At 36.2% G+C, this 26,395-nt stretch carries 21 protein-coding genes and 1 pseudogene; 11 read left to right on the top strand and 11 right to left on the bottom strand.

Features of this window, described 5'->3' with window-relative positions; all coding sequences use genetic code 11:
• Window positions 1-79: 79 nt before the first annotated feature.
• Together ACN0U3_RS00970 and hxpB are read left to right on the top strand one after the other, a co-directional pair.
• Window positions 80-910: a hypothetical protein gene (locus tag ACN0U3_RS00970; protein ID WP_417264787.1), complete on the top strand. Its 831-nt coding sequence runs from the start codon at window positions 80-82 to the stop codon at window positions 908-910.
• Entirely contained in the window at window positions 907-1,569 is a 663-nt protein-coding gene (gene hxpB / locus ACN0U3_RS00965) for a hexitol phosphatase HxpB (protein ID WP_417264786.1), read from the top strand. The genes ACN0U3_RS00970 and hxpB overlap by 4 nt, the downstream gene beginning before the upstream one ends.
• A 125-nt stretch (window positions 1,570-1,694) precedes the next feature.
• On the opposite strand, the gene hemL is transcribed toward hxpB, so the two are convergent.
• Window positions 1,695-2,984, bottom strand: coding sequence for a glutamate-1-semialdehyde 2,1-aminomutase (hemL, locus tag ACN0U3_RS00960; RefSeq protein WP_299202893.1), 1,290 nt, complete (start codon window positions 2,982-2,984; stop codon window positions 1,695-1,697).
• A gap of 288 nt (window positions 2,985-3,272) precedes the next feature.
• On the opposite strand from hemL, the gene kynU reads away from it, so the two are divergent.
• Both kynU and ACN0U3_RS00950 read left to right on the top strand, forming a co-directional pair.
• Window positions 3,273-4,550 carry a kynureninase gene (gene kynU / locus ACN0U3_RS00955; protein WP_417264785.1) on the top strand — a complete coding sequence of 426 codons (1,278 nt, stop codon included), beginning with the start codon at window positions 3,273-3,275 and terminating at the stop codon, window positions 4,548-4,550.
• 343 nt (window positions 4,551-4,893) lie between these two features.
• Entirely contained in the window at window positions 4,894-5,961 is a 1,068-nt protein-coding gene (locus tag ACN0U3_RS00950) for a saccharopine dehydrogenase family protein (RefSeq protein ID WP_417264784.1), read from the top strand.
• Between the two features lie 199 nt (window positions 5,962-6,160).
• Here ACN0U3_RS00950 and ACN0U3_RS00945 read toward each other — a convergent pair whose 3' ends face one another.
• The 3 genes from ACN0U3_RS00945 to ACN0U3_RS00935 all read right to left on the bottom strand — a co-directional run bounded on the left by ACN0U3_RS00945 (window position 6,161) and on the right by ACN0U3_RS00935 (window position 10,141).
• Window positions 6,161-6,310, bottom strand: a complete 150-nt coding sequence (locus tag ACN0U3_RS00945) for a four helix bundle protein (protein WP_417265101.1) — start codon at window positions 6,308-6,310, stop codon at window positions 6,161-6,163.
• 340 nt (window positions 6,311-6,650) lie between these two features.
• Window positions 6,651-8,558 (bottom strand): ATP-dependent zinc metalloprotease FtsH, encoded by a 1,908-nt coding sequence (gene ftsH / locus ACN0U3_RS00940; protein ID WP_417264783.1) that lies wholly within the window; start codon window positions 8,556-8,558, stop codon window positions 6,651-6,653.
• A gap of 302 nt (window positions 8,559-8,860) precedes the next feature.
• The gene (locus tag ACN0U3_RS00935; protein WP_417264782.1) at window positions 8,861-10,141 is read right to left on the bottom strand and encodes a hypothetical protein; all 1,281 of its coding nucleotides are present in this window, start codon (window positions 10,139-10,141) and stop codon (window positions 8,861-8,863) included.
• A gap of 365 nt (window positions 10,142-10,506) precedes the next feature.
• Between ACN0U3_RS00935 and polA the strand changes: the two genes are divergently transcribed.
• Window positions 10,507-13,314: a DNA polymerase I gene (gene polA, locus ACN0U3_RS00930; RefSeq protein WP_417264781.1), complete on the top strand. Its 2,808-nt coding sequence runs from the start codon at window positions 10,507-10,509 to the stop codon at window positions 13,312-13,314.
• A gap of 236 nt (window positions 13,315-13,550) precedes the next feature.
• Here the strand turns inward: polA and ACN0U3_RS00925 are convergent, their stop codons facing one another.
• Window positions 13,551-14,804, bottom strand: a complete 1,254-nt coding sequence (locus ACN0U3_RS00925; protein ID WP_417264780.1) for a glycosyltransferase — start codon at window positions 14,802-14,804, stop codon at window positions 13,551-13,553.
• Window positions 14,805-14,953: 149 nt separating this feature from the next.
• Between ACN0U3_RS00925 and ACN0U3_RS00920 the strand changes: the two genes are divergently transcribed.
• On the top strand, window positions 14,954-15,991 hold the full coding sequence (locus tag ACN0U3_RS00920) for an AI-2E family transporter (RefSeq protein WP_299202910.1): 1,038 nt from the start codon (window positions 14,954-14,956) through the stop codon (window positions 15,989-15,991).
• Window positions 15,992-16,029: 38 nt separating this feature from the next.
• The gene (locus ACN0U3_RS00915; RefSeq protein WP_299202913.1) at window positions 16,030-16,638 is read left to right on the top strand and encodes a hypothetical protein; all 609 of its coding nucleotides are present in this window, start codon (window positions 16,030-16,032) and stop codon (window positions 16,636-16,638) included.
• A gap of 102 nt (window positions 16,639-16,740) precedes the next feature.
• Here ACN0U3_RS00915 and ACN0U3_RS00910 read toward each other — a convergent pair whose 3' ends face one another.
• From ACN0U3_RS00910 to ACN0U3_RS00900, 3 genes are all read right to left on the bottom strand, one after another.
• Entirely contained in the window at window positions 16,741-18,033 is a 1,293-nt protein-coding gene (locus ACN0U3_RS00910; protein WP_417264779.1) for a M43 family zinc metalloprotease, read from the bottom strand.
• Between the two features lie 157 nt (window positions 18,034-18,190).
• The gene (locus tag ACN0U3_RS00905; RefSeq protein WP_417264778.1) at window positions 18,191-18,847 is read right to left on the bottom strand and encodes a signal peptidase II; all 657 of its coding nucleotides are present in this window, start codon (window positions 18,845-18,847) and stop codon (window positions 18,191-18,193) included.
• A gap of 12 nt (window positions 18,848-18,859) precedes the next feature.
• Window positions 18,860-19,243, bottom strand: coding sequence for a TraR/DksA family transcriptional regulator (locus ACN0U3_RS00900; RefSeq protein WP_299202922.1), 384 nt, complete (start codon window positions 19,241-19,243; stop codon window positions 18,860-18,862).
• 122 nt (window positions 19,244-19,365) lie between these two features.
• Here ACN0U3_RS00900 and ACN0U3_RS00895 point away from each other — a divergent pair, with 122 nt between their 5' ends.
• Genes ACN0U3_RS00895 through ACN0U3_RS00885 form a run of 3 tightly spaced genes read left to right on the top strand, consistent with a single transcriptional unit; the run spans window position 19,366 to window position 22,209 of the window.
• Complete coding sequence (locus ACN0U3_RS00895; protein ID WP_417264777.1) at window positions 19,366-19,998, top strand: nitroreductase family protein; 633 nt, start codon at window positions 19,366-19,368, stop codon at window positions 19,996-19,998.
• A 10-nt stretch (window positions 19,999-20,008) separates the two neighbouring features.
• Window positions 20,009-21,169: an iron-containing alcohol dehydrogenase gene (locus ACN0U3_RS00890; protein ID WP_299202927.1), complete on the top strand. Its 1,161-nt coding sequence runs from the start codon at window positions 20,009-20,011 to the stop codon at window positions 21,167-21,169.
• An 11-nt stretch (window positions 21,170-21,180) separates the two neighbouring features.
• On the top strand, window positions 21,181-22,209 hold the full coding sequence (locus ACN0U3_RS00885; RefSeq protein ID WP_299202929.1) for a hypothetical protein: 1,029 nt from the start codon (window positions 21,181-21,183) through the stop codon (window positions 22,207-22,209).
• Between the two features lie 110 nt (window positions 22,210-22,319).
• Here the strand turns inward: ACN0U3_RS00885 and ACN0U3_RS00880 are convergent.
• Window positions 22,320-22,544: pseudogene (locus ACN0U3_RS00880) on the bottom strand (VF530 family DNA-binding protein); the annotation flags it as partial.
• A gap of 39 nt (window positions 22,545-22,583) precedes the next feature.
• Complete coding sequence (locus ACN0U3_RS00875; RefSeq protein WP_299202931.1) at window positions 22,584-23,141, bottom strand: SPOR domain-containing protein; 558 nt, start codon at window positions 23,139-23,141, stop codon at window positions 22,584-22,586.
• A 233-nt stretch (window positions 23,142-23,374) separates the two neighbouring features.
• Between ACN0U3_RS00875 and ACN0U3_RS00870 the strand changes: the two genes are divergently transcribed.
• Window positions 23,375-24,028 (top strand): carbonic anhydrase family protein, encoded by a 654-nt coding sequence (locus ACN0U3_RS00870; RefSeq protein WP_417264776.1) that lies wholly within the window; start codon window positions 23,375-23,377, stop codon window positions 24,026-24,028.
• Window positions 24,029-24,098: 70 nt separating this feature from the next.
• Here ACN0U3_RS00870 and aspS read toward each other — a convergent pair whose 3' ends face one another.
• A complete protein-coding gene (aspS, locus tag ACN0U3_RS00865) occupies window positions 24,099-25,853 on the bottom strand; it encodes an aspartate--tRNA ligase (RefSeq protein WP_299202937.1) in 1,755 nt (584 codons plus the stop codon).
• Between the last annotated feature and the right edge of the window lie 542 nt (window positions 25,854-26,395).

Genomic DNA, 26,395 nt, shown 5'->3' with positions numbered 1-26,395 from the left:
TATTTATGAAATAAAAAGTCTTGTACAACTCTTGTTCTATATTTTGAATAGCTTTGTTATAGACCTTGATTAATACGCCATGAAACAACGCTGGATAATACTTTTCGTTATTTTATTCCCAATTCTTGGATTGACTCAAAAAAGAGTTGCTCCTCTGCCCAAAGAGTTACTCGAAAGTTCAGCTTTGGTGAAATACAAATGTAACTTTATTACCTTAAATGATTCAGGGAATGAACCAGAACTTTATGTGTTCAATAAAAAAGGAGAAATTACTCATATCTGCTTTATCAAAAACGTAAAGAACATTGATTGGGAAGCCTTGGCTTATGATGGCCAAGAATATCTTTATATCGGTGATATTGGAAATAATGAAAACAAAAGACAAGACTTGGCCATTCATAAAGTTAAGTTGGAAGATGTTTTAGTCAAAGATACCGTAAACGTGGAAACCATTTTGTTTAGTTATCCAGAGCAATACCTTTTTCCTCCTTATCAATCAGAGTTATATTATGATGCCGAGGCATTGATCGTGAAAGAAGGTCAATTATTGATTTTTACTAAAAATAGAACCGTTCCTTTTGATGGTATTTCAAAGGTTTATGCTTTGCCCACTGTGCCTGGAGAATATCAAGCAGAATTACTTTACGATTTAAACTTATTGCCCACGACTTGGAGAGAGGAGTGCATTACCGACGCTGTCCTGTACAAAGATGAATTGTATCTATTGACTTACGCAAAGGTCTACATGTACTCTTGGGATGGCGAAAAATGGATACAACAAAAAGAATATTTACATGATTCATGGACCCAAAAAGAAGGTATTGCGGTTGATCGTCGCCACATTTATATTACTGATGAAAATGCAACACAAATATTCTCCAACAACTACCTTTATAAATTGAGAAAATGATAGATTTTAAGAATATAGACACGGTTATCTTTGATATGGACGGCGTTTTAATTGATTCTGAACCCTTATGGAAAGCGGCTGAAATTAAAGTTTTTGAAACCATTGGAATCGACTTCATTAAAGTAGGAGGTGAAAAAACGGTAGGATTAAGAATTGATGAAGTGATTGACTATTGGTATGAAAAATATCCATGGGAGAAGAAAACGAAAGCACAAGTCGTTGATGAAATCATGCTTGAAATGATCAATGGAATTCAAGCCAATGGTGAGCCAATGAAAGGCGTTATTGAAATCCTAGAATTTTTTAAATCTAAAGGAATGAAAATCGGCCTAGCAAGTTCTTCATATCAAGTTTTAATTGATACCAGTTTAGAAAAACTTGGGATTGCACATTATTTCGATGTCACGCTTTCTGCCCAAAATTGTACTTATGGGAAACCTCATCCTGAAGTGTACATCGAAACTGCCAAATTATTGAAAAGCGAACCACAAAACTGCTTGGTAATTGAAGATTCTTTAAATGGAGTGATCGCAGGAAAAGCCGCTAAAATGAATGTTGTAGCTGTTCCAGATGGAACACATACAGTTACAGAACAATTGAAAGTAGCTGATTTAAGAGTAGATAATTTAAAAGAACTTGTAAAAGTTCTTTTAAATTAACGAGAGGGTTCCGATAAATCGGTAAGGAGAGTGAAGTTTAGAGTATAAAGAGTGCGAGGGCAAAGTATTCCACCTCTCCCTCGCACCGAAACCTCTCCCTGTTTTTCTCGATGAATCGAGAAAAACTACCCAAATACCTCATCCAAGGCATTTTTAAATTGCTGAGCTGCATTTTCTAAGACTTCTTTTGTATGAACATAAGATACAAAACCAACTTCATAACCGCTAGGTCCAACATATACATTGCGTTCTAATAAAGCTTTATGTAGTTTTTTAAACGGTGTCATATCTGCATCAATTTGGGAGGCACTTCTAATTGTTGTTTTATCAGAAAATGCAATCCAAAAAATTGATCCTATGGTCACTAAAGAAAAATCATATCCTTTTTCTTTGGCATGTGCGTTTACACTATTTACAAAAGTTTGTGTTCTTTCTTCTTGGTCTTCGTAAAAACCAGGTTGACTACACACAGTCAATTGTGCGATTCCTGCAGCCATTGCAACTGGGTTACCACTCAATGTTCCCGCTTGGTATACTGGCCCATCAGGCGAAACACTTTGCATAATGTGTTTTTTTGCTCCGTATGCTCCAACAGGTAATCCACCTCCGATAATTTTACCGTAAGAAACGATGTCTGGAGCAATGTCATAATATTCTGCAGCACCTGAGAATGCAACACGGAATCCAGAAATTACTTCATCAAAGAACAACAATACATTGTTCGCAGTACAGATTTCACGCAGTTTTAGCAAGAAAGACTTTTCTTGTAACAAAAGTCCGTTGTTTGCAGGAATGGGTTCAATAATTACACAAGCGATTTCATCTTTATACTTTTCAAATGCTGTTTCTAAAGCATGAACATCATTCAGTGGAATAACAATAGTGTCTTTTACAACACTTTCTGGAACACCTGCGCTTGAACTTTCACCGAATGTTGCTAATCCCGATCCTGCATTTACTAAAAGTGAATCTGCATGTCCGTGGTAACATCCTTCGAACTTAATGATTTTGTTTTTTCCTGTATATCCACGTGCCAAACGAATTCCTGACATAACCGCTTCTGTACCTGAACTTACAAATCGTATTTTATCAATATATGGATTACGAGAAATGATGATTTCTGCTAAATCGCTTTCTAATTTCGTTGGCGCTCCAAAACTGGTTCCGTTTTCTAGGTTGTCTACAATGTTTTGGTGAACATCTGGATAGTTATGTCCTAAAATATGCGGACCAAAACTACAACAGAAGTCGATGAATTGATTTTCATCCTCATCCCAAATGTAGGGACCCTTTCCTTTTTTTATAAATAAAGGCGCACCCTCTACCGCCTTAAAAGCACGCACTGGAGAATTTACTCCACCAGGGAAGTAATTTAGTGCTTTTTCGTATAACTTTTCAGAATTTGAACGTTTCATTCAGAACAATTTTGATTTATTGCAAACTTAATGAATCATTGGCAGATTCCTGAGTTTTCCTCGTGAATAATGTTGGATGGTATACATCTGCTTAGGATTAAGACAAAGTACACACATGGGATTCGATATTTGTATTTATATCCCAAAAAAAACGGCTAAATACAGCTATAGGTTTTTATCTATTTTACTTTTAATAGCACCCCAATCGATCTACATTTTCTTCATTTTTTATAGAAGACTACTGTTTAATTTTATATTTTCGGAATCTAGAATAAAAACACTTCAATAATGTCAAAATATCAAAACTCCCTCGCATTTGCTCAAGATAAAGACCTAAACGATCCATTGAAAAAATGGCGTGATGAATTTTTTATTCCAAATTTCCATGAGAAGCCTGTGGTATACTTTACAGGAAACTCTTTGGGTTTGCAACCTAAGCGAACACAAGAATACATTCAACAAGAATTAAATGATTGGGCAAAATGGGGTGTTGAAGGTCATTTTGACGCCAAAAACCCGTGGTTTTCTTACCATGAATTATTGACAGAAAAAGCAGCAAAGATTGTGGGTGCAACAAGTAAAGAGGTTGTCATAACACATTCTTTAACAACCAATTTGCATTTATTGATGGTTTCCTTTTACCAACCAGCAGGAAAGCGCTTCAAAATTTTATGCGAAGGAAAAGCTTTTCCATCAGACCAATATGCTTTGCAATCTCAGGTTAAATTCCATGGTTATTCTATCGACGAAGCTATCGTTGAAATCTTTCCAAGAGAAGGAGAGCATTTGTTACGCCATGAAGATATAATCGCAAAAATTGAGGAGTTAGGGGGTGAACTCGCAATGGTCATGATTGGTGGAATGAATTATTATACGGGTCAGCTTTTTGACATGAAATCAATTACCGAAGCAGGACACAAAGTGGGTGCTAAAGTTGGATTTGATTTGGCTCATGCTGCTGGAAACGTTGAACTCTCTTTACACGACTGGAATGTAGATTTCGCAGCATGGTGTTCGTATAAATACCTCAACTCTAGTCCAGGTGGTGTTGCAGGACTATTTGTTCATGAAAATCACGTTACCAACAATGATTTGCCACGTTTTGCAGGTTGGTGGGGACACGATAAAGCAACACGTTTTAAAATGCAACCCGAATTTCAACCGATTCAAAGTGCAGAATCTTGGCAGTTAAGTAATGCTCCTGTTTTAGGAATGGCTGCACACATGGCATCATTAGATATTTTTGATGAGGTAGGAATGGCTGCAATTAGCAAAAAACGTGAGGACTTAACAGCGTACTTAGAATTTATAATTCATGAAGTATCAAAAGAATCAGAAAATGCAAACTTCGAAATTATAACACCAAGTCATCCAAAAGAAAGAGGATCTCAACTGAGTATTTTAGCACACGGTCAGGGACGAGACTTGTTTGATGCGATGACCAAGGAGGGTGTTGTTGCCGATTGGCGTGAACCGAATGTGATTCGTATTGCTCCAGTGCCATTGTATAATTCTTATGAAGATGTGTATCGATTTGGGGAGATCTTGAAAAATTCAATTCGTTAGGAATTGAATTTTTTCAATTACGAATGGTTCAATTACGAATTATCGGATAGCCAACGTTTTGGATTTATTTGAATTTTTAGTTAGGAAAGGGAAAGCAATTACGAACTAGAAAATTACGAATTCTCGTTTTTTACTCTTAAATTTCATAGTAATTTATAATTTGTGTCTAAAAGAGAACTCTCCGTCTTTACACTCTTTGATAAGAGATCGTTAAAGATAAGGCTTGTGAAGTCTTTAATTGCTAGGTGTCCAGACTGTAAACGTCGGGATAACTAAAATTAAAAGCGAGCATAACGCAGTATTAGATGTTTCTTGCAAGGACTAATTAATCATTAGAAAGACTATGATAAAAAGTATAGGAGTTTTAGGTTTGGGTAAAGTAGGTAGTTTAGTCGCTACTTTATTGAGCTCAAAGTATGAAGTTGTAGGAATGGACCAGACAAAACCTGATGAAAAATTTTCTTTTGAAGTGAAGATAGGCGATGTTTCAAAAGACGAGACCATACGTGAATTTTTGAAAAATAAGGAAACAATTGTTTCTTGTTTACCGTATTTTCTCAATATTAAAATAGCTCAAACTGCTGCTGAAATGGGTGTGCACTATTTCGACTTAACGGAAGATGTACCGACCCTTAACGCGATTCGTGAAATGGCCAAAACAAGCTCTTCTGTTATGGCGCCACAATGCGGACTAGCACCTGGATTTATAGGTATTCTAGGAGCTGGATTGTACAATCAATTTTCTGAAATTCGATCTGTAAAACTACGTGTTGGAGCTTTACCTCTTCATCCGATGGGACAATTAGGATACAGTTTTACATGGAGTGCTGATGGTGTAATCAACGAATACTTAAATGATGCTGAAGTGATTCACAACGGAGAACGCAAAATGGTTAGTTCTCTTGATGATGTAGAGTCAATCAATATTAACGGACGCCAATATGAAGCTTTTTCTACCTCTGGTGGATTGGGTACCATGTGTGAAACATTAGATGGAAAAGTTGACACTTTGAATTATAAAACGATGCGTTATCCTGGGCACCGCGATGGAATGAAGCTATTGCTTTATGATCTACAATTGAAAAACAACCGAGACCTTGCCAAAGAAATATTAACCAATGCCTTGCCTTTAGTAGATGATGATATAATTCTTGTTTATGCTGCTGTTGAAGGTAAAATTGATGGGCAGTTAAGAAGAAAAGAGTTCAGTGAATCCTATCGAAATATTGTTTTAGACGGAAAGGATTGGCGCGCCATAAGCTGGACCACCGCGTGCAGTATTTCAGCCGTTGTTGATCTGGTTTCAGAAGGTAAGCTGCAGAATAAAGGTTTTATCAAGCAAGAAGAAATTCCACTTGAATTATTTTTAGAATCGCATTATGGTTCGATGTACGAAAAGTATAAAGACTAGATAATTACGGATTTTTTAATTACGAATTACGAATTGTTGGGCGTCCTCCAAATTCGTAATTGTTTCCATTCGAAATTAATTTAACTATCTCTGATTAAACAAGGGCAAGCTCTTTTTGAAGTTTCGAATAAGAACAATAAGAAAGGGTCAAAGTAATTACGGCAAAAATAGTCAATTTAGTGAAAAAGTCCTTTCTAGATTATCCACCTATAGCTTCTTCTATATTTGCTCCTATCGATGTTCTGGAGCGTAAAATTTGTAGGCTTAAGACATACTCTTTTTTGTCGTATTGAAAATATTTGTAAGCTTCAATGATTTTTAATGAAAAAGCATAACTCTTTACTTGAATTACGTTTTCCTACATGTGATTTAGGTTTTTAAAAAAATACGAAATTTTTAATTACGAATTGGCTATAGCCGCTTTTCGTGTTTGTTTTATTATGTTACTTTAAAAGATGCGATAAAGAAAACTCTAACGAAAAAAGAATTCGGATTTTTAAAAAAATAGAAAACACCACACTCCCAACCTTTAATCCTCTTATTGTCAATTAGCTGCGCTGATAACTAAAGCCGTTCGTAATTCCACAATTCATAATTCTCCCATTCATAATTACCTCATTCATAATTCCACAATTCCTAATTCCCCCATTCGTAATTCGTAATTCGTAAATGTTTCCATTCGTAATTATTTAAACCGTTTCCAATAACCTTCTCGCTTTTCTAACCCCCAAAATTCCTTCTAAATCTTTGATATCTGCCACTTCTTTATCCATTAAGAGTTCTGCTAATTTTTTCAACTCGTCTTTATGTTCTACCAAAATATCTTTAGCCCTATTGTATTGTCTGATAATTAAATCATGGACTTCCTTATCGATAAGTTTTCCCATTTCTTCGCTATAAGGTTTTCCCATCATACCTTGATATTGTCCTGATGAATCGTAATAGCTGATCGGTCCCAGATTCTTGTCTAAACCATAAAAAGCAACCATATTATACGCTTGTTTGGTTACTTTTTCGAGATCGTCTAGCGCTCCTGAAGAGATTTCTCCAAACATAATTTCTTCTGCTGCACGACCACCCAACATTGAACACATCTGATCTTTAAATTGTGATTTGGTAACAATGTTTCGCTCTTCGGGCAAATACCATGCTGCTCCTAACGATTGTCCTCGTGGAATAATGGAAACCTTTACCAAGGAGTCCATATTCTCTAAATACCAACTCGTAACGGCGTGACCCGCTTCATGATGTGAAACAATCATTTTTTCATCTGGTGAAATAACTTTACTGCTCCTTTCCAAACCACCGATTACACGGTCGCGCGCTTCGGTAAAGTCTACCTGACTCACAATGTCCTTTTTCTTTCGTGCGGCTAATAAAGCTGCTTCATTACAAATATTTGCAATGTCTGCTCCTGAAAATCCAGGAGTTAAAGAAGCCAATAACTCAACGTCAATTGTATCGTCCTTTTTAATGCGCTTTAGGTGAACATTAAAGATTTCCTCTCGTTCCATTTTGGTGGGGAGTTCCATATAAATATGACGATCGAATCGACCTGCACGCAATAATGCTTTATCAAGAATATCAACCCTGTTTGTTGCAGCAAGAACAATAACTCCGCTATTTGCATCGAATCCATCTAATTCAGAAAGCAATTGGTTCAATGTGTTTTCTCTTTCATCATTGGACTGCATCGATTTGGCTTTGTCACGACTCCGTCCTACAGCATCTATTTCATCAATAAAGATAATGCTGGGTGCTTTCTCTTTAGCTTGTTTGAACAAGTCTCTTACGCGAGAGGCTCCAACTCCCACAAACATTTCAACAAATTCGGAACCTGACATTGAAAAGAACGGAACTTGTGCTTCACCAGCAACTGCTTTTGCCAATAAGGTTTTTCCAGTTCCTGGAGGTCCTGTAAGTAAAACCCCTTTAGGAATTTTAGCTCCTAGTTTGGTGTAATCTTCAGGGTTTTTCAGGAAATCTACCAATTCCATAATTTCAATCTTTGCCTCTTTCAGTCCTGCAACATCTTCAAAAGTTACTTTGCTTTTACTGTCCACATTTGCTGGTTTTGCAGTTGATTTCCCGAAATTCATCATCGAACTTCCCATTCCTCCACCGGCAGTTCTCATTCTTCGCATAATGAATAACCAAAAAAGGAGAATAAGTACAAAAGGGAGAATCCAACCCAATATACTGCTTATTTCAAATCGATCTTGATATAAAACTTCAACTTTTTCATTTGGAGGGAAATCTTCTTGTGCTGCGCTTAACTTGGTCTCGAAACTTTCTACAGAACCTATTTCAATGAAATAATGAGGTCCAACTTTGTTTCTTATGTGTCCATGCTTTTCTTCTGAAAGGAGTTCTTTCTTGATGTAAACTTCTGCGGTCTGTTTGTTGATTACCACAATTTTTTCTACCTCAACCTGACTAAGCATTTCTTGCTCAAATTCCAACCAGCTAATTTTAGTGTTTTCGCTAAACGGATTAAAAAAAACGGTAAAGATTAAAAGCAATGCTATTCCATAAATCCAATATAGATTACCTCTTTTTGGCAACTTGTTTTGATTGTTACTTTTCTTGTCTCCCACTTGTTCTATTTTTTACAATAATCAACTACAAATAAACTTAATCTTCAATTAAAACATCTTCATTTCAAAAAGGTTTGAAGTTTTTAATGTGATAACGCATAGGCTTACAAGATACCAATTTAAAGTAAGGAAAAACAAGGGTTTGCTTCGAGTGATTGAAGAACATGATGAATATCATAAAGTTTTTGTAGATTGGTTTAGTTGCGAATGGTTGCACTGTGTTAAAACGCATTTTTCGATAGGCCTACTAAAACAGTGACGCGGGTGTTTTATATTTTCTGAATAATCAGTTTAGACAACCATCAGTACACTCTTTTTTCTACAGTATGATCATCGTAATATTCAATTACAATACCTTTGAAATTTTGATCGACTTCTTGACCTAAGGTGTTTACTCTTTTGATTAGCTTTCTGTTTTTAAGGTTATCGATAGAAATGATAGGAAAAACCTCTCTTTTTCCATCAAAATCCACTTGGGTTAATCGATAGTAGTTAATGGCACTTGGAAAGTTTCGGTGCTCTAAACTATAGTTCTTCACCTCTGTTGAATTCCCTGCCCCTGATACTTTGTCAATTTCTTGCCATGAGAATCCGTCTGAAGAATGCGCAATGGAAAAATAATCATTATTGGTTTCTGTGGCAGTTTCCCAAGTCAGTAAGTTCATACCTTGTTTGTTTTGTCCATTGAATGCTGTGAGTTCGACAGGCAAAGGAACTTCAGTACATTCTAAACCTGCTGTACCTCCCCAAGTCAGGTCGAATGGATTGTTAGATGTTGAGTAGTTATCTATCAGCAGAATGTAAACCTCATCTTCTTGGACGTTTAATGGTGCAACCCAGCCGTTACCATATGCATTTTCGGAGTTTGGGTCACAATCAGCAAAACAGAAGCACCCCCATTTCCAGCTACAAGGGTTAGTTGTACCACTCCTCATTCCAGTATCACCATATCCTTCAGCCCATGAACACCGAACAGGCCCAGAAGTGGGCGGGCAATTGGCATTCGCTGTCGCTTCTGTAAATGGCCCCCAGATTGCCCAGTCATAATCATCTGAGGCAGTTGGTGAAATTGTCATCTCTAAAGTTCCGGAACTTCCGACATTTATATAATACCAAGAAGATTGATGTTCCCAAGATAAGCACCCGCTGTTACTACCGTTTAACTCTTGATTACTACCGCTTCCACTGGCGTTTCCACTAAAACTTGCTGCATCACAAACCATTGTTGCGTTTTCACAATCCTGATTACCATTTTTTAGGACGTTTCCAGAATTATTTATTGGTTTGTCTGTATTGTCTGTATTGTCTGTATTGTCTGTAAGGATTTGAAAATCTTCAATTTCGTATCCATGCAATTCAACAAATTGAGCCATTTCATTTATTGTAATCAACAAAGGTGACTGAAAAGTCAGGATACTATCATTGATATACCGATGAGATACTTCTAGCTCCCTTGTTATTTCGCTAAAGGCAGTTTTCGGAGACTCACCGTTAAAGGAATGAAGTTTTAATAGATATTCGTTTTGTGAAAACGTGCTGATTTGTACTCCTAAAAGGAATACTAGTAAAAGTAGGTTTTTCATGCTTTCTGTGTTTAAATACTATAAAACTATAGTTATTCAATCAATGACAATAATAACAAACTTAATAGAGTTCACCAAGTTAAAGACGGGTTATTTATCGATAAATGATACTATTTTGACTATTAATACAATTGTCTTGTACATTAGTACAGGGTTAGATTTTCAGAAAATCTAGGTGAATACTACTTTTTAATTGATTTAATGTGCTTAATCTGTGGGCAAAGACACCCTACTTACGAGTTATTTAAAACCGCGTTCAATTCCACAAACTACCCACTCTGTTTTAATCATCAATTCTTACATTCGTAATTAAAAAATTTTCCATTTAAAAAGCTATCTTTGATTTCAATTCAAATTTTCACATTATGTTGACTCCAAAAACTGATAAAAAACTATTCCTTCTTGATGCATTTGCATTGATCTATAGATCTTACTTTGCTTTTTTCAAGAATCCAAGGATGAATTCAAAAGGTGAGAATACTTCAGCAGCATTTGGCTTTACTAATGCATTGCTGGATGTAATAAAAAAGGAGGAGCCAACACATATTGCAGTCGTTTTTGACCCTCCGGGTGGAGCAACAAATCGCATTGAGGAGTTTTCTGAATACAAGGCGCAACGTGAAGAAATGCCAGAAGATATTCGCAATATGATTGAACCCATCAAACGCATTATCGAAGCCTTTAAAATTCCGATTTTGATGAAGGAAGGATACGAAGCAGATGATGTTATTGGGACCTTGGCTAGAATGGCAGAAAAAGAAGGGTTTACAACTTACATGATGACTCCTGATAAAGATTTTGGTCAGTTGGTTACTGAAAAGTCTTTCATGTATAAACCCGGACGGGGTAAAAAACCTGCTGAAGTTCTAGGAGTGCCAGAAATTCAAGCCCAATTTGAAGTTGAACATCCTTCGCAAGTAATTGATATTTTAGGATTATGGGGTGACGCTTCAGATAATATTCCTGGAATTCCTGGAATTGGTGAAAAAACAGCTAAAAAATTGGTGAAGAAATATGGTTCGATGGAGGGACTTTTTGAACACGTTGATGAACTCAAAGGAAAGCAAAAAGAAAACGTAATTAACTTCATGGAGCAAGGGTTAATGTCTAAAAAGTTAGCGACAATTATTACCGATGTAGATGTTCTTTTTGATGCTGAAGATTTGAAAATTTGTCCTCCAGACGAAGAGAAAATCCGTGAAATATTTACAGAATTAGAATTTAGGAATATTGCTAAGCGCGTACTGGGAGAAGAAATAGTAATTACGAATTCAAGTGTGCCCTCTACGGACGGACAATTGGATTTATTTGGGGCAACTCAGACTCCCGAACAACAGGAAACAGTAGAAACTAGTGAATTAAAAAGTTTAGCCACTGAAAAAGCGAATTATCATTTTGTAGAAACAGAGAAAGAACAACAAGAATTAGTTGAACTATTGCTCAAGCAAAAATCGGTGTGTTTTGACACCGAAACGAATAGCCTTGAAGCAAGAAATGCCGATTTGGTAGGAATAGCATTCTCCTTTAAAGCCAAAGAAGCTTTTTACGTTCCTTTTCCAGAAGACTTTGATGAAGCAAAAGCACTCGTTCAACTATTTGCTCCTTATTTTGAATCTGAAAAGGTGGAAAAAGTTGCTCATAATATAAAGTACGATGAGCAGGTCATTAACCGTTATGGAATAAAGTTGCGCGGGCCACGTTTTGACACGATGATTGCTCATTATTTGCTTTCACCTGATGGCAGACACAATATGGATGCACTTGCCGAATATTATTTAAAATACACCACTTTTCCAATTGAAGATTTGATTGGAAAGAAAGGAAAAAATCAAAAAACAATGCGTGATATTCCACAAAAGGAAATTGTGGATTACGCTTGTGAAGATGCCGACATTACTTGGCAACTAAAAGAGCTTTTTGAACCAGAAATTCAAAAGGATCATCTGAAAGATTTGTTTTATGAAATTGAAATGCCACTCTCTGAAGTCCTAAAAGCGATGGAACAAGAAGGTATTCAACTCGATATTGAGCGTTTAAAAGCGTTTTCAAACGAATTAGAGGTCACTTTAAAAGAAATCGAGGAGAAGGTTCTGGCATTGGCTGGGGTTGAATTTAATTTGGATTCACCAAAACAATTAGGGGAAGTTTTATTCGAAACGCTAGAGATTGCGAAGAAGCCAAAGAAGACCAAAACAGGTCAGTATTCAACTTCAGAGGATACCTTGCAAAAACACATCAATGATCACGAAATTATTCCTTTGATTTTAGATTATCGCTCCTTAAGAAAATTGAAGAGCACTTATGTGGATCCACTGCCAACATTGGTAGACGAAAACGATGGTAGATTGCACACGCATTATATGCAAACGGTAGCGGCAACAGGAAGATTAAGTTCAACCAATCCCAACCTTCAAAACATTCCAATTCGTACACCGAAAGGAAGGGAAATTCGTAAAGCATTTGTGGCAAAAAATGATGATTACTATTTAATGGCTGCCGATTATTCTCAAATTGAATTGCGTATTATCGCTGCTTTAAGTGGAGATAAAACAATGATTGAGGCATTCCAAAATAAACTCGACATCCACGCTGCAACTGCTGCCAAAGTATATGGTGTAGAGTTGGAAGAAGTGACCAGAGAACAAAGAAGTAACGCCAAAGCGGTTAACTTTGGAATTATTTACGGTCAATCTGCATTCGGTTTAGCACAAAACCTTGGTATTTCTCGTAGAGAAGCAAAGTCGATTATCGACAGTTACTTTGAACAATACCCCACGATTAAAACCTACATGGAAAAAGCGAAGGAAGAAGCCAAAGAGAAGGGTTATGTGGAAACCATTATGAAACGTCGTCGTTATTTACCAGACATTCATTCTTCGAATGCTATTGTTCGTGGATTTGCAGAACGAAATGCTATAAATGCACCAATTCAAGGTAGTGCTGCTGATATTATCAAAGTGGCAATGATCAATATTTATAGAAAAATGAAAGCGCAAAAACTCAGTTCTAGAATGTTGCTCCAAGTACATGATGAATTGGTTTTTGATGTACTAAAATCAGAAAAAGACATCATTTCCAAAATTGTAAAAGAAGAAATGGAAGGTGCTGTAGAACTCGTTGTCCCATTGGATGTTGAAATGGAATTTGCTGAAAACTGGTTAGATGCACATTAGAACAGCAAGAGTTTTGAGCAAGAGCATACAGGCGAGATCAAAATAGATTATGTTTTTGATGAATTGGTTTTTCTTCTCTTAGAAAGACTTCGAACTAAATCAGTAACTTTTCAATATCCAAATTCATGGTGGAGATTAGAATTAGAACAAATTAAATCAAAATTCCGTTCCGCACGAATTCTTACCATGTGATATTTGTGGTGTTTTGAGTTTTGTTGAAATATGTTTAGCCGAAGTTATCCTAAATTTTTATCTGCATTTTCCAAACCCAATAAACTCAGGTATATTTCATAGTATTTCTCCACTCCATTTTCTAAACTATACCATTTTTCTGCTCCAGCTCTGATTTTCTGTTTGTTGTATTTTTCAGGATGTAAATGACATTGCGCATAAGACTCCTCATTCAGTTGATGAAGCACTTTTCCTGCGCTAGAATCCATGATGATTTTATCGGTGTCGCCCACTCCTGCATTACAAATAATGGGAACTCCCATAGCCATTAATTCACCTTGTTTAGTAGGAGAGGAGGCCTTTTTAGAAAAAGTTGGACGAATAAAAAAGATGGAATAATCAAAAACAGAAACATACAACGGTACTTCATTATGTTTTGTGCCAACAACAATGACTTCATCCTCAGGAATGTCTTTTTCTCTAGCAATGGAAACGATATTTTCTTTAGGTTCTCTTGATAAAAATAAAAATTTAGAGTCCTTTTTGTGCTTGCGAAGATGTGAATAGAAATCGAGCATTTCATCTAACATATACCAAGTTCCGATAGACCCAACATAACCCAGAACAAAATCATTTTCTTGAATTTCTAGCTTTTGTTTAACCGCATTTGTTTGAGCAGTTTCAATTTTTGAAGGATCAAAATGAACAAGGTCAACACAACAAGGAATAACTTCTATTGTTAACGGATGAGGTAGGTTGTTCCATGACTCAATTTCTTCTTTGCCATTATGGGTGAGTGAAATAATGACGTCAGCATTGCTAAAAAAATCAATTTCTTTGCCCTTAAAATAGCGATAAGCCTTTTTGAAAACAGGATTTTTAAGGTTCCAAATTCCCCCTTCAACACGTTCGTCTGCCCAAAACCCACGCATATCAAAAACAAATTTCAATCCTTTTTCCCGCTGAAAGTACCTACCGATAATTGCAGGAATATAACTGCGGCAATGAACAATATCAAAATGAATGGTCTCATGTAGTTTCAAGGCCACTTTTTTCATTTTTAGAATATCTTTGAGAGTAGATATTAAAGGTGGGGTTTTAGTATAAAATTGAGGATGCCAAATGATGTCGTTTTCTTCAAACAAAGCCTTAATTCTCGGTAGATCATCCGTATAGTTCTTTTTCTCAAAACTCACCAAATGTATACAGATGTCTTTTTTGGCCAAACCAAATAGATAGGGTAAAACCTGAGATTGACCAAGTGCATCAGTCATCCCATCATAGGAGAGATATAATACTTTTTTTTTGATTGTTTTCATACGATTCAGCTAAAGATAATTTTTTTGACCTATAATTTTGAATTTTTCTTTTTGAATGACGCTTTTATCAACTTTTATGAATTTGAATCTTCCTTAATAAGGAATGTTTTGTTTTTATTTGTTAATATTGGACTTTATAAACAACACAAATGCGAAGCGAACTATTAGCCATCCGTAAGTTGCTACTTATCATAGTAGTGCCCTTGATAATGTATCTGTTAAGTGTGTTATCGATTATTTTTATTCCATTAGTTTTTGGACTATTTGCCGCCCTTGTATTTTCACCTCTTATGCGCTGGTTTAGAAGAAAAAAAATCCCTAATATTTTCGGAGTAATTGTTGCTTTAATTATAGTTACCCTTGGTTTTATAGGTGCTTTTGAGATGGTACAACTCACCGGTCAAGAACTGTCTAATGCCGATGATAATTTTACCGAAAAATTCAATGATCGAATGAACGATGTAGTTTCACCAATCGTTGATATGATGGGGATTGAACCTGCTGAAGGAGAGACGAAATTTCAAGCATTGATGAATGACGAAAAAGTGAGCGCAAACTTGTTTGGAAATGTTGGAAGCGGACTGAATTTTGCCCGAAAATTTGTAAGCATGGCATTGATGACGCTCTTCTTCATGGTGCTTTTACTGGCTGGTTCAATGAATATCCAAAAGGTGATGGAATTGCTTATTTTTAAGCAGAAATACGCTTCTGTAAAAACTTTTAGACAAATAGAGAAGGATATTTTCAAGTTTATGATTGTGAAGTTTTTGCTGAGCTTCTTTACAGGATTAGGATTCAGCCTGGCATGTTATGCCTTTGATGTTAGTTTCCCTATCTTCTGGGGGGTATTTGCCTTCCTGATTAACTTTATTCAAATGATCGGGTCTGTGATTTCTGTAGTGGTGCTTTCTGCCTTTGCACTTGTGGAACTAAACGTTAGTGGTTCAATGGCTTTCTTTGTTATCGTAATCTCTGGTGTGCAAGTCTTGTTTGGGGGAATTTTGGAGCCTATTCTTATGGGGAAATCTTTCTCCATTAATACCGTCACAGTATTGGTGATGTTAACGCTTTGGGGCTTTATTTGGGGTATTCCAGGATTGATTTTGTCTATTCCAATTACTGCATTGATCAAGAAAATAATGGAAAAATTCCCTGGAACTGCTGTTTATGCTAGGATAATGTCTTGATGAAACCTGCCCTCAGCCTTTCAATGAGAGACAAATCCTTGAGGAAAACAATTGTGTATATAAAAACAACACTCAGCGTTATTTTTATATTTTATTTTCTATCACGCCCTGCAATTGCTCAAGAAAACAAGTCTGATGAAAGGATGAATGTTGGAACTGCAATAGGCTATCGCGCTCCTTATGGCTTGTGGGGCGTTTTCTTCTCTTATCAACCAAGTGTATTACAGAACAACATCGAATTGAATATTGGCGCAGGAATAAATCATTCTTATATAATAGGAAGTGGTTTGAAATTCAGATTGTTGAGAAGCGAATCTGGATTGATGGAATCAATGCTTTCTTTTAACTATAGTTTTAATTTTAAGGGAGAACTTAGGTATAAGCATGAAGGCTTTACTGAATACTATATGGCAAGTGAAGTCCATCGATTGACTTATTCTTTTCACCAAAGATTTTATTTGAATAAAAAAAGAGTTGAAGCCATTCAGTTAGGCATAGGCTATTGTCACAATGTAGGTAAATACGCTATAAATCATGTTGCTGGTATGAATGCTGGTTGGTCAAAAGTCAATCGCAATATGAATAGCGGATTGTTTTTTGAATTGGGTTTGGTGATTCACTTTTTAAAGCTCAAAAAAGATGAATAGAAACTCTCAAGCTAAAAGCAATTGCTATATTTCTTCAAATTAATCCCAAAAAAGAAAAGTCACCTTGTGATGACTTTTCCATTTTATGAGGGGGTTATTATGTTACTGTTTTACAAAACGCTTTACGACATTTGCTCCTGAATGATCAGTGATTTTCATTAAGTAAACGCCTTTTTCTAGGTGACTTACATCTAACTGTAAAGAAGATTTAGAATACTTTACAGACTGAATTTCTTGTCCAAATGAGTTAAAGATGACTACGTTTTCAACTTGACCATTATTGATTTCAATATTCAATAAATGATCAGTTGGGTTAGGGTATAGAGCAGCAGTAAAACGCTCTTCATTGACAGATGCTGGGTTGTTGTATACCAAATCGTAACGTTGATTTTCTAAAACACCATGCATTAAAGCAACTTGCCCTTTGGTAAATGAGTTTTGACATGATTCATCTGAATAATCCATGTAGTTTTCTGCCATGTCTGGTAAATCTATTCCACCAATATTGTCGACACATGTGTTAGCAGTTGTTGGACAACCTGTTGATTTATCCGTTGCATTTGGCGTATCATCAATACCATCCTCCTTCGTACAGTCTCCATCAGCCCAAATGTGACGTAATCCAAGGTAGTGTCCAACTTCATGGGTTGTTGTTCTTCCCAATACTTCAAAGCCAAAACCAAGGTCATTGGGATTATTTGAGCCAAATGCTTGATATTGGACTACAACTCCGTCACTCATTCCGGCTGTAGAGCCAGGAGGCCAGTTTGACATTCCTGTAGGTGGGGTTGCATATCCTAATATCGCTGGAGAACCGTTAACGGCCATATTACAAACCCAAATGTTAAGGTAGCGGGATTGATCCCATGGATCAATACCTCCTTCGTTATTGCTTTTCACAGCCTCCATTGCACTCATGTCACCTTGAAAAAAACCCATCAGATCCATGAATGACTCTGTTGTGGTTGATGTTCTGGTGATTCCCGTTGTTGGATTTCCATCAGGGTCAATTGTTGCGAGTCTAAATTCTATATTTGAGCCACCAACAACAAAGTCAAAATCACTTCTTAAGTTGACCGTGTCGGCATTCTTGCGCTGAAAGTCTTCGTTTAATGTCATGATTTGATTGTAGACAACACTATCATGAATATTCTGTTCTGGAGTCTTGTGCACAATATGTACTACAACTGGAATGGTATAAGTTTCATTCGTTTTTGACACAACACCACTTTTTGCAATTGTAAACTGTTCATCTACATGGGCTTTAAAACCTGGTGTTTTCCCTTCTTGATAATCTATATATTCAGGAGAGAAACAACGTTGAAATGTTGGAGCTTCTTGAGCGAAACTTATTCCTGTAGAAAGCAATAAGCCAACGAATAGTGCTTTTTTCATAATGTATACTTTAAAAGATCAATTATTTCCGATAACGAAAGTGAAAATAGAGAATAAAGCTACATTATAATTCAATATTTGACCAGCAGTAATAATTGTGGGTGAGCGGTTGGACTTTTCTGCAATGAGAAATTCAAGAGAATGATGATGATTAGGTTTACTTTTTAGGGAAGTATACCTTTTGACGGAAGAGCACCATGATTACTCCAACAGAGATAGCGGCATCAGCAATGTTCCATATCGCAGGAAAGACTTGAGATCCTCCTAGCCAAGGAACCCATGAAGGCCAAACGGCATAGAATTGAAACATATCAACTACGTTTCCAAATAGAAATCCACGATGACGAACTTCTACATTTTCAGTGTAACCATAGTAAGAGCATTCTGCCCAAATACCCGATCCCTCGACCTGATTGTATGAAAGACAAGGGTCAAAATAGTCCTTAAACATAAAGTCGTAAAACATGGAGTCAAAAAGGTTTCCAGCAGCACCAGCAAGTACTAGTCCTGCAACAATTAGAAACTCTAATTTAACTTCTTTGAGTTTTATTTGTTTGAGTATATAAATTACAATAGCAATTATTGCCCCAACCCTAAACAGGGAGAGTAACAATTTACCCCACATTCCTCCGCCAAGTTGTGTCCCGAAAGCCATTCCTTGATTTTCGACATAATTTAAACGAAACCATTCCCCGATTAAGGGAACGCTAGGGTCGTCATGGGTGAAGTTTGTTTTGACCCAAATTTTGACCACTTGGTCTAAAATTAAAATCAAAAGAACTACACTGAATGTAATTAAATAACGTTTTCTCAAACCTTAATTTGTTTACGAGTCTTGCTGATTTTTGGCTTCAATGCTTAGTGTAGCATGAGGAACAAGTTTTAACCTTTCTTTTTGAATTAATTTACCCGTTACACGACAAACACCGTAAGTTTTATTTTCAATTCTGATCAAAGCGTTTTTCAATGCTTGAATGAATTTTTCTTGACGCAAAGCCAATTGTGCCATTTCTTCACGAGATAAAGTATCCGATCCGTCTTCCATCATATTGAAAGAACGTCCTGTATCGTCGGTACCATGATCATCTTTATATGAAAGAGAGTCTTTTAGGATTTGTAAATCCTCATCAGCTTCAACCAATTTGCTCTCAATTATTTCTTTGAATTCTTGTAGTTCTTCATCTGAGAACCTTGTTTTTTCTTTTGCCATTTTATGAATAAGTTTGATTTTAAAATGATAATGAACAAATATAACCGAATTTCGTTTTGAATCAAGTGCTTTTATCGATTGTGAAAAAGTATTTTTGTAATTAATTGACTAATTTTAATGAAATGGATGTATTAGAAGCCTTAAATTGGCGGTATGCGGTAAAAAAATTCGACCCGACAAAAAAACTATCAGTTGAACAAATTGATAGAATAAAAAAAGCTTTGCAATTAACGCCAACTTCTATGGGGTTACAATTAATGAAGTTTGTGATGGTAGAATCTAAAGAAATTAAAAAGAAAATTACTCCCATTGCCTACCATCAACCGCAAATTGAAGAAGCTTCTCATTTGTTAATTATGTGCAGAAAAACGGATGTTAAACCTGAAGATATCGACTCCTTTATAGAAGAAGCAGCTGCAGTAAATGAGCTCGAAGTTTCACATAAGTCAATGCAAGATTATGACAAATCCTTACGTGTTAGTCTTGCAATACCTGAAGAACAACAAAAAATATGGATGGACAATCAGGTGTATATTGCTTTGGGTAACTTAATGACCGTGTGCGCCGTGGAAGGCATTGATGCTTGTCCGATGGAAGGCTTTGACCGTAAACGACTCAATGAAGAATTAGGGTTTAATGAACAACATTTAGATGCAGTGGTTATGTTTGCTCTTGGCCATCGCTCAGCGGAAGATTACAGATTAAAATTTAAAAAAGTACGCCGACCATTAGAAGATTTATTTCAAACAATTTAAAATATTAAACATGAATAATTTCGAATACTATAATCCAACAAAAGTCATCTTTGGAAAAGATACGTACGATCAAATTCCAGCAAGGATAAAAGATGCAACATCTGGTAACAGAGTAATGATTACTTATGGTGGAGGGAGCATTAAGAAAAACGGAGTTTATGATGCCGTAATGTCAGCACTTAATGATTACGATGTGATTGAGTTTTCAGGGATTGAAGCCAATCCAGAGTATGATACTTTAATGAAAGCCGTTGAACAAATCAAAGAAAATCCGGTTGACTTCGTTTTGGCCATCGGAGGAGGTTCAGTGATTGACGGAACCAAATTTATTGTTTCAGCTGCAAAATATGATGGTGATCCTTGGGATGTTTTATCCCAGAAAAAAGGATGTAAATTTACCGATGCTTTGCCTTTTGGTACGGTGTTGACTTTGCCTGCGACTGGTTCAGAAATGAACTCAGGTGCGGTGATTTCAAACAGTAGGCTAAAAGAAAAAAGAACAATGGGTGGACCACAAGGATTTCCGAAATTCTCCTTTTTAGACCCAACTGTTGTTAAAACACTGCCGAAAAAACAAATTGCTAACGGAATCGTGGATGCTTATATGCATACCTTAGAGCAATACATGACTTATCCTTCGGGTAACTTGCTGCAAGAAAGAATTGCAGAAGGGATTCTTGCAACTTTAATTGAAATCGGCCCTAAAGTTTTGGAAGACGCATCTGATTATCAAGCCGCAAGTAACTTAATGTGGTGTGCAACGATGGCCTTAAATGGAACTTTACGTGCTGGTGTAGCTTATGATTGGGCAACACACATGATTGGTCACGAACTGACCGCCCTACACGGAATTGATCATGCCAGAACATTGGCGATTATCGCTCCAAACTTGTACAAGGTTAAATTTGATAATAAAAAGGAAAAGCTCATTCAATACGGTCAGCGTATTTTTGGTCTAGAAGGATCTTGTGGTGAAGAGGCCATCAACCGCACCAAAATATTCTTCGAATCATTAGGAGTAAAAACCAAGTTATCAGACTATTCAGACGATTATCAGTCGACTCCGCAAACGATTAGAAAACGTTTTGAGGAGCGTGGATGGGAAGGATTAGGAGAACGTAAAGACCTTACTCCAGCTGAAGCAGAGCAGATTGTTGAAATGAGTTTTTAATTTTAAATAAAATGAAGGTAAGGGCGCCATTTGTATTGCGAGAGAGTTATAATGACGAAGTTTTAAATCTATTGAAGTCTGTTACTTTAGGCTCAAATGGAGCCCGTTATCAACATCAACGACTTGAGCAACGCATTCAGCAAGTTTATAAACCTTTGTTTCTGAATTTGGAAAGAAATGAGAAAGTTCTTGGAAATATTACCTTCTGCCGAAGACCTATCAATTGGTATGTAAGATATTTCGCGTTTGATATAGGGATGCAAGCAAATAGTCAGCAACCTCGTTCGAAAGCTTCAAATTCAGGATTGAAAAAAAGAATAGGTGAGTTCTTTGATCACGCTTTTGAATTGGAACAAGATCGACCTTCTACGTTTTATGCTTATATCGACCCAAGAAATGAAAGGTCATTATGGATGAGTCAAAACTTTGACTTCTATACGGCAGCCAAAATTGCTACACAAACATTCAGTAGGGTTAAACCTAAAAAGCAAGAGGGAGTCTCTGCAGTAAAAGTGAATGATTTTATTCGCGAGAAGGTGAAAGAAACTTATGGAAAAGCGCCTTTCTACTTTACACACCACACCTTTAATGAAGATCCATTTTATACACTGAAAGTAGGAGGAGAGATAGTTGCTTTGGCCAAAACACATAGTGCGGAATGGAAAATATCTCGGTTGCCGGGTAAAAATGGAGTTTTGCTAAAAAACATCATTCCTTATGTGCCTGGTTTACGTAAGGTTATTCGACCTAATTCGCATGTGTTTAGTGTTGTGGATTCGATTTGGTGTAAAGACCATAACCACGAATGGTTAGAGCAGTTGTTTGAAGGAATTCTATTCCATGAAAAGAAGAACACAATGATTTGGTGGGTGGATCAGAAAGAACCTTTGTATATTGATGTAAAGAACAAAATAAACTGGGGACTTTTAAACAAAGTCAATGGTGTTCACGAAGTGGATTTAGTCATTAGAACACAAGAAAATCAACCCAAAATTGAATTTAATCAGCCTACATACGTAACAGGCTTTGATTTTATCTAAGAGGTAAGTTAATCTAAATAAGAAGGTTTAGAACCATAGCTTTGTAAAGGTGGCTTCTTTTCAGAATTTAAAGGCTTTTTCTTTTGTAAAGGACCTTTCTTTTTAATTCTTAAAGATTTAAGGTAAATTCCTTCAACCCTTTCTCTTGCCCATGGGGTTCTTCTTAAAAACTTCAAGCTGGATTTAATCGAAGGGTTACTTTTAAAGCAATTGATGTTTACCATTTCATACAACTCTTCCCAGCTGTATTCAGTCGTCAGTACATCTAATATGGTTGCTAGCTTAACACCATGCAAAGGATTGTTGGGCTGTTCTTGAGGTTTTCCTTTCTCCATGTTTATAAACATTATCGTATGAATAGAAAAATCAAACTGCTAATCAGTCTCCTCATTCTTTTCAATCTCTTTAATCTTGGGTAAATTGATTTTATCCTCAACAACAATTGCTTCTGGAAACTCTGAAGTTAATTTAGCACGCATTTTTTCTGCTTCTAATTGCGTTCTAAAATCGCCTAATAACAGGAGGTAGTTTGGAGCTTTGTATTCAATATATGTAGATGTTTCGCTGTCCATTTGCAGTGCGGTAGAACGTGCATTGTCGACTTGACTTCTTGATTGGTCAAAAAACAATTGAATGCGATATCCGTTCATTATCGGACCCATGTTTGGTGGAATGGTTGCAGATTTAAATTTGATGATTTTATCCACAGAAGTACTTTTCACTACCTGAATTTTCCCAGGTTCAATGACTTTTGGTTTTTCTGAGTGGTAAAATACACTGTCCTTCATTATTGGTTGAACATCTTTGCTCTCCTGTGTGTCTTCTTTTTTGTTTTGTTCTTTTTTCTTGTCAGACCCACTTTTCCACCATTCATTTTGCGAAAAAGCAACTGGTGTAATAACCATTAAAAAGAATACAATAATTAATTTCATTGTTTAAAATTTTATACAAAAGTAAATAATATTCTTCATAAGGTAAGTTTTTCAAGCTACTATAGAACAAAGAATTTGTCGCAAGTTAAGCAATTGGAATGCCACAGTTTGTGAAAATTTCCAAAAATCCTCCATCTAATTAAAAAAACGGGTTGAATGAATTGGCTTTTATAAAAAGTCGAGTAAAGTCGTGTACCTTTTGTGACACTATCTTAATTGCTAAAGATTTAATTTTGATTTGGATAAAATTTAGAGATGAAAAGATGGAAACGCAAACAAAAGAAAATCAGAGTAAGTTAACGCCGCAAGAAATCAAACAACTCCTTATTGAAGGTAACCAAAGGTTTGCTAGTGGAAAAATGATGGAGCGTGACTTATTAGAGCAAGTAAAGGTCACCTCTGTAGGGCAATATCCTCATACTATTGTATTGGGGTGCATTGATTCAAGAGCAACTACAGAGCAAATTTTTGATCAAGGAATTGGAGATGTTTTTAATGCACGAGTTGCTGGAAACATAGTTAATGAAGATGTTTTGGGTTCTTTAGAATATGCTTGTAAAGTTGCAGGGTCTAAACTTGTTATGGTACTAGGTCATACGAAATGTGGTGCAGTAACTTCTGCTTGTCATGGTGTAAAGCTTGGCCATATTTCAAACTTGCTGGCTAAAATTAATCCAGCAATAGAAAAAGCAAAGTTGAATTTTAAAGATATTACAACCCCCGAAGCCGTAAATGAAGTTGGAAAGGAAAATGTTTTAAATTCAATGAAAGAAATTCGTGAAAGAAGCCCTATTTTGTATGCGCTAGAGCGTAAGGGGAAAATAAAAATTATCGGGGGGATGTATGATGTTCAAACTGGTTTGGTGGAGTTCTATATTGGAGCTTAATTGATTGAAAAATGTAAAATGATAGGGATGTGTTGTTCACATCTATCATTTTACATTAATCATTATTCAACTAGTCTTTAATTTCAACCTTTAAAGCCAATTCTTCTAATTGTGCATCATCAATAGTTGCTGGCGCATCAATCATAACATCACGTCCAGCATTGTTTTTAGGGAATGCAATATAATCACGAATAGAGTCAGAACCACCCATCGTTGCCACCAAACGATCTAATCCAAAGGCAATTCCACCATGTGGAGGTGCACCAAATTCAAATGCATCCATTAAGAAACCAAATTGTTTTTTTGCTTCTTCATCTGTAAATCCAAGGTGTTCAAACATTTTTGCTTGAAGTGTTTTGTCATGGATACGAATAGAGCCTCCACCTAGTTCAACACCATTCATTGCTAAATCATATGCATTGGCACGAACCTTTCCAGGATCAGTTGCTAATAGAGCAATATCTTCTGTTTTAGGAGAAGTAAAAGGGTGGTGCATTGCATGGTAACGGTTTGAATCTTCATCCCATTCCAATAGGGGGAAGTCAATCACCCATAAAGGTTTAAATTCATTTGGATTTCTTAACCCTAATTCATCTCCCATGTGTAAACGCAAGTCATTCATTTGACTACGTGTAGCATTAGTTTCACCGCTTAAAACGAGCATCAAATCTCCAGGTTTAGCACCTGTTAAATCTGCCCATGCTTGCAGATCTTCTTGACTATAAAATTTGTCTACAGAACTTTTGAAAGTCCCGTCATTGTTATATTTACAATACACTAATCCTTTTGCGCCTACTTGTGGACGCTGCACCCATTTAGTTAAGGCATCCAATTGTTTACGTGTATAAACTGCACATTCTTGTGCAACAATCCCTAAAACTAATTCCGCATCATCAAAAATTTTAAACCCTTTATTTTGGGCAACAGAATTCATGTCTTTAAATTCCATTCCAAAACGAATATCTGGTTTGTCGGAACCATAACGCTCCATTGCTTCAGCATAAGTCATACGTGGAAAATCTTCTGTAAATTCAACACCTCTACATGTTTTGAATAAGTGTTTTACCAATCCTTCAAAAGTGTTTAAGATATCTTCTTGTTCAACAAAAGACATTTCACAGTCAATTTGAGTAAACTCAGGCTGACGATCAGCACGTAAATCTTCATCTCTAAAACAACGCACAATTTGGTAATACCTATCAATTCCAGACACCATTAATAATTGCTTGAACGTTTGGGGAGACTGTGGCAAGGCATAGAATTCGCCTTGGTTCATTCTACTAGGAACAACAAAGTCTCTGGCTCCTTCTGGTGTCGATTTAATTAAATATGGAGTTTCAATATCCATAAAATCTACAGAGTCTAAGAATTTTCTTGTTTCCAATGCCACTTTGTTTCGCAAGCGTAACTTGTCGAGAATTGTATTTCTGCGGATATCCAAATAACGGTATTTCATTCGCTGCTCATCACCACCATCCGTTTCATCTTCAATAGTAAAAGGAGGCGTTTTTGCTGCATTTAGAATATTCAGTTCAGTTACTTTAATTTCTACTTCTCCAGTTGGAATGTTTTTATTTTTACTAGAACGCTCAATTACTTCACCTTTAACTTGAACCACAAATTCACGTCCTAATTTTCGTGCTTTTTGGTTCAATTCATCATTATCATGTGTACTAAAAGCCAATTGTGTAATTCCATAACGATCGCGAAGATCAACAAAGGTCATTCCCCCCATTTCACGTGTACGTTGTACCCAACCACTAAGGCTTACTTCATTTCCAACATTTGACAGGCGTAACTCGCCACAGGTGTGCGTTCTATACATAATATTAAATTTATAAGCGCAAAAATAGGAAGAAGATTGAACATTAAGGCCTCCTTCGGAAAGAACTTAAAGATTCAATAGGTTTTATTGGTCCTAGTTTGAGTTAAAACTATGCTCCTGATAGGCCTCGGGATTAGTGCCTCTCGCTTTAGCTTCTAAAAATCTTATCGGATATTAGGTGTTAGACAAAAAGTCTAATGGCTAACACCTAATGGTCTACTCTTAAAATGGCCATAGAATTTTATTCTCATGTGAACCTGTGGTGCTTTTAGTCAATGGTGGTTCAGTTTTTCTTTGAAATGTATTGAGGAGATTATTTCTATGCCTCTACGGAATGTATTAAATAGTTATGAATTGAATTATTGATTTTTGCCCTGCTTTAAATGGCGAAGTAAAGAAGGTTCTCAACAGGTTATTAACAATATCGATTTCCCATCTCTGCCTGTATAGCCAGTAAACACAGGTGTTTGTCGAAAAAATAACCAAAACCAAATAAATTTCATTGACCTTTGGAAAAGAATATATACCTTTGCACCCAAATT

It is taken from the genome of Brumimicrobium sp. (genome assembly GCF_048268645.1).
GTDB classification, from domain to species: Bacteria; Bacteroidota; Bacteroidia; order Flavobacteriales_D; family Crocinitomicaceae; genus Brumimicrobium; species Brumimicrobium ulvae.
The sequence above is the reverse complement of the archived record's forward strand: the minus strand, read 5'-3'. Positions and strand labels throughout refer to the sequence as shown.

Bases quoted from the DNA above. Each gene is read 5' to 3' on its own strand.
- ACN0U3_RS00970 (WP_417264787.1), top strand. From the start codon at position 80: ATGAAACAACGCTGGATAATACTTTTCGTTATTTTATTCCCAATTCTT.
- hxpB (WP_417264786.1), top strand. From the start codon at position 907: ATGATAGATTTTAAGAATATAGACACGGTTATCTTTGATATGGACGGC.
- hemL (WP_299202893.1), bottom strand. From the start codon at position 2,984: ATGAAACGTTCAAATTCTGAAAAGTTATACGAAAAAGCACTAAATTAC.
- kynU (WP_417264785.1), top strand. From the start codon at position 3,273: ATGTCAAAATATCAAAACTCCCTCGCATTTGCTCAAGATAAAGACCTA.
- ACN0U3_RS00950 (WP_417264784.1), top strand. From the start codon at position 4,894: ATGATAAAAAGTATAGGAGTTTTAGGTTTGGGTAAAGTAGGTAGTTTA.
- ACN0U3_RS00935 (WP_417264782.1), bottom strand. From the start codon at position 10,141: ATGAAAAACCTACTTTTACTAGTATTCCTTTTAGGAGTACAAATCAGC.
- polA (WP_417264781.1), top strand. From the start codon at position 10,507: ATGTTGACTCCAAAAACTGATAAAAAACTATTCCTTCTTGATGCATTT.
- ACN0U3_RS00925 (WP_417264780.1), bottom strand. From the start codon at position 14,804: ATGAAAACAATCAAAAAAAAAGTATTATATCTCTCCTATGATGGGATG.
- ACN0U3_RS00920 (WP_299202910.1), top strand. From the start codon at position 14,954: ATGCGAAGCGAACTATTAGCCATCCGTAAGTTGCTACTTATCATAGTA.
- ACN0U3_RS00910 (WP_417264779.1), bottom strand. From the start codon at position 18,033: ATGAAAAAAGCACTATTCGTTGGCTTATTGCTTTCTACAGGAATAAGT.
- ACN0U3_RS00900 (WP_299202922.1), bottom strand. From the start codon at position 19,243: ATGGCAAAAGAAAAAACAAGGTTCTCAGATGAAGAACTACAAGAATTC.
- ACN0U3_RS00895 (WP_417264777.1), top strand. From the start codon at position 19,366: ATGGATGTATTAGAAGCCTTAAATTGGCGGTATGCGGTAAAAAAATTC.
- ACN0U3_RS00890 (WP_299202927.1), top strand. From the start codon at position 20,009: ATGAATAATTTCGAATACTATAATCCAACAAAAGTCATCTTTGGAAAA.
- ACN0U3_RS00885 (WP_299202929.1), top strand. From the start codon at position 21,181: ATGAAGGTAAGGGCGCCATTTGTATTGCGAGAGAGTTATAATGACGAA.
- ACN0U3_RS00875 (WP_299202931.1), bottom strand. From the start codon at position 23,141: ATGAAATTAATTATTGTATTCTTTTTAATGGTTATTACACCAGTTGCT.
- aspS (WP_299202937.1), bottom strand. From the start codon at position 25,853: ATGTATAGAACGCACACCTGTGGCGAGTTACGCCTGTCAAATGTTGGA.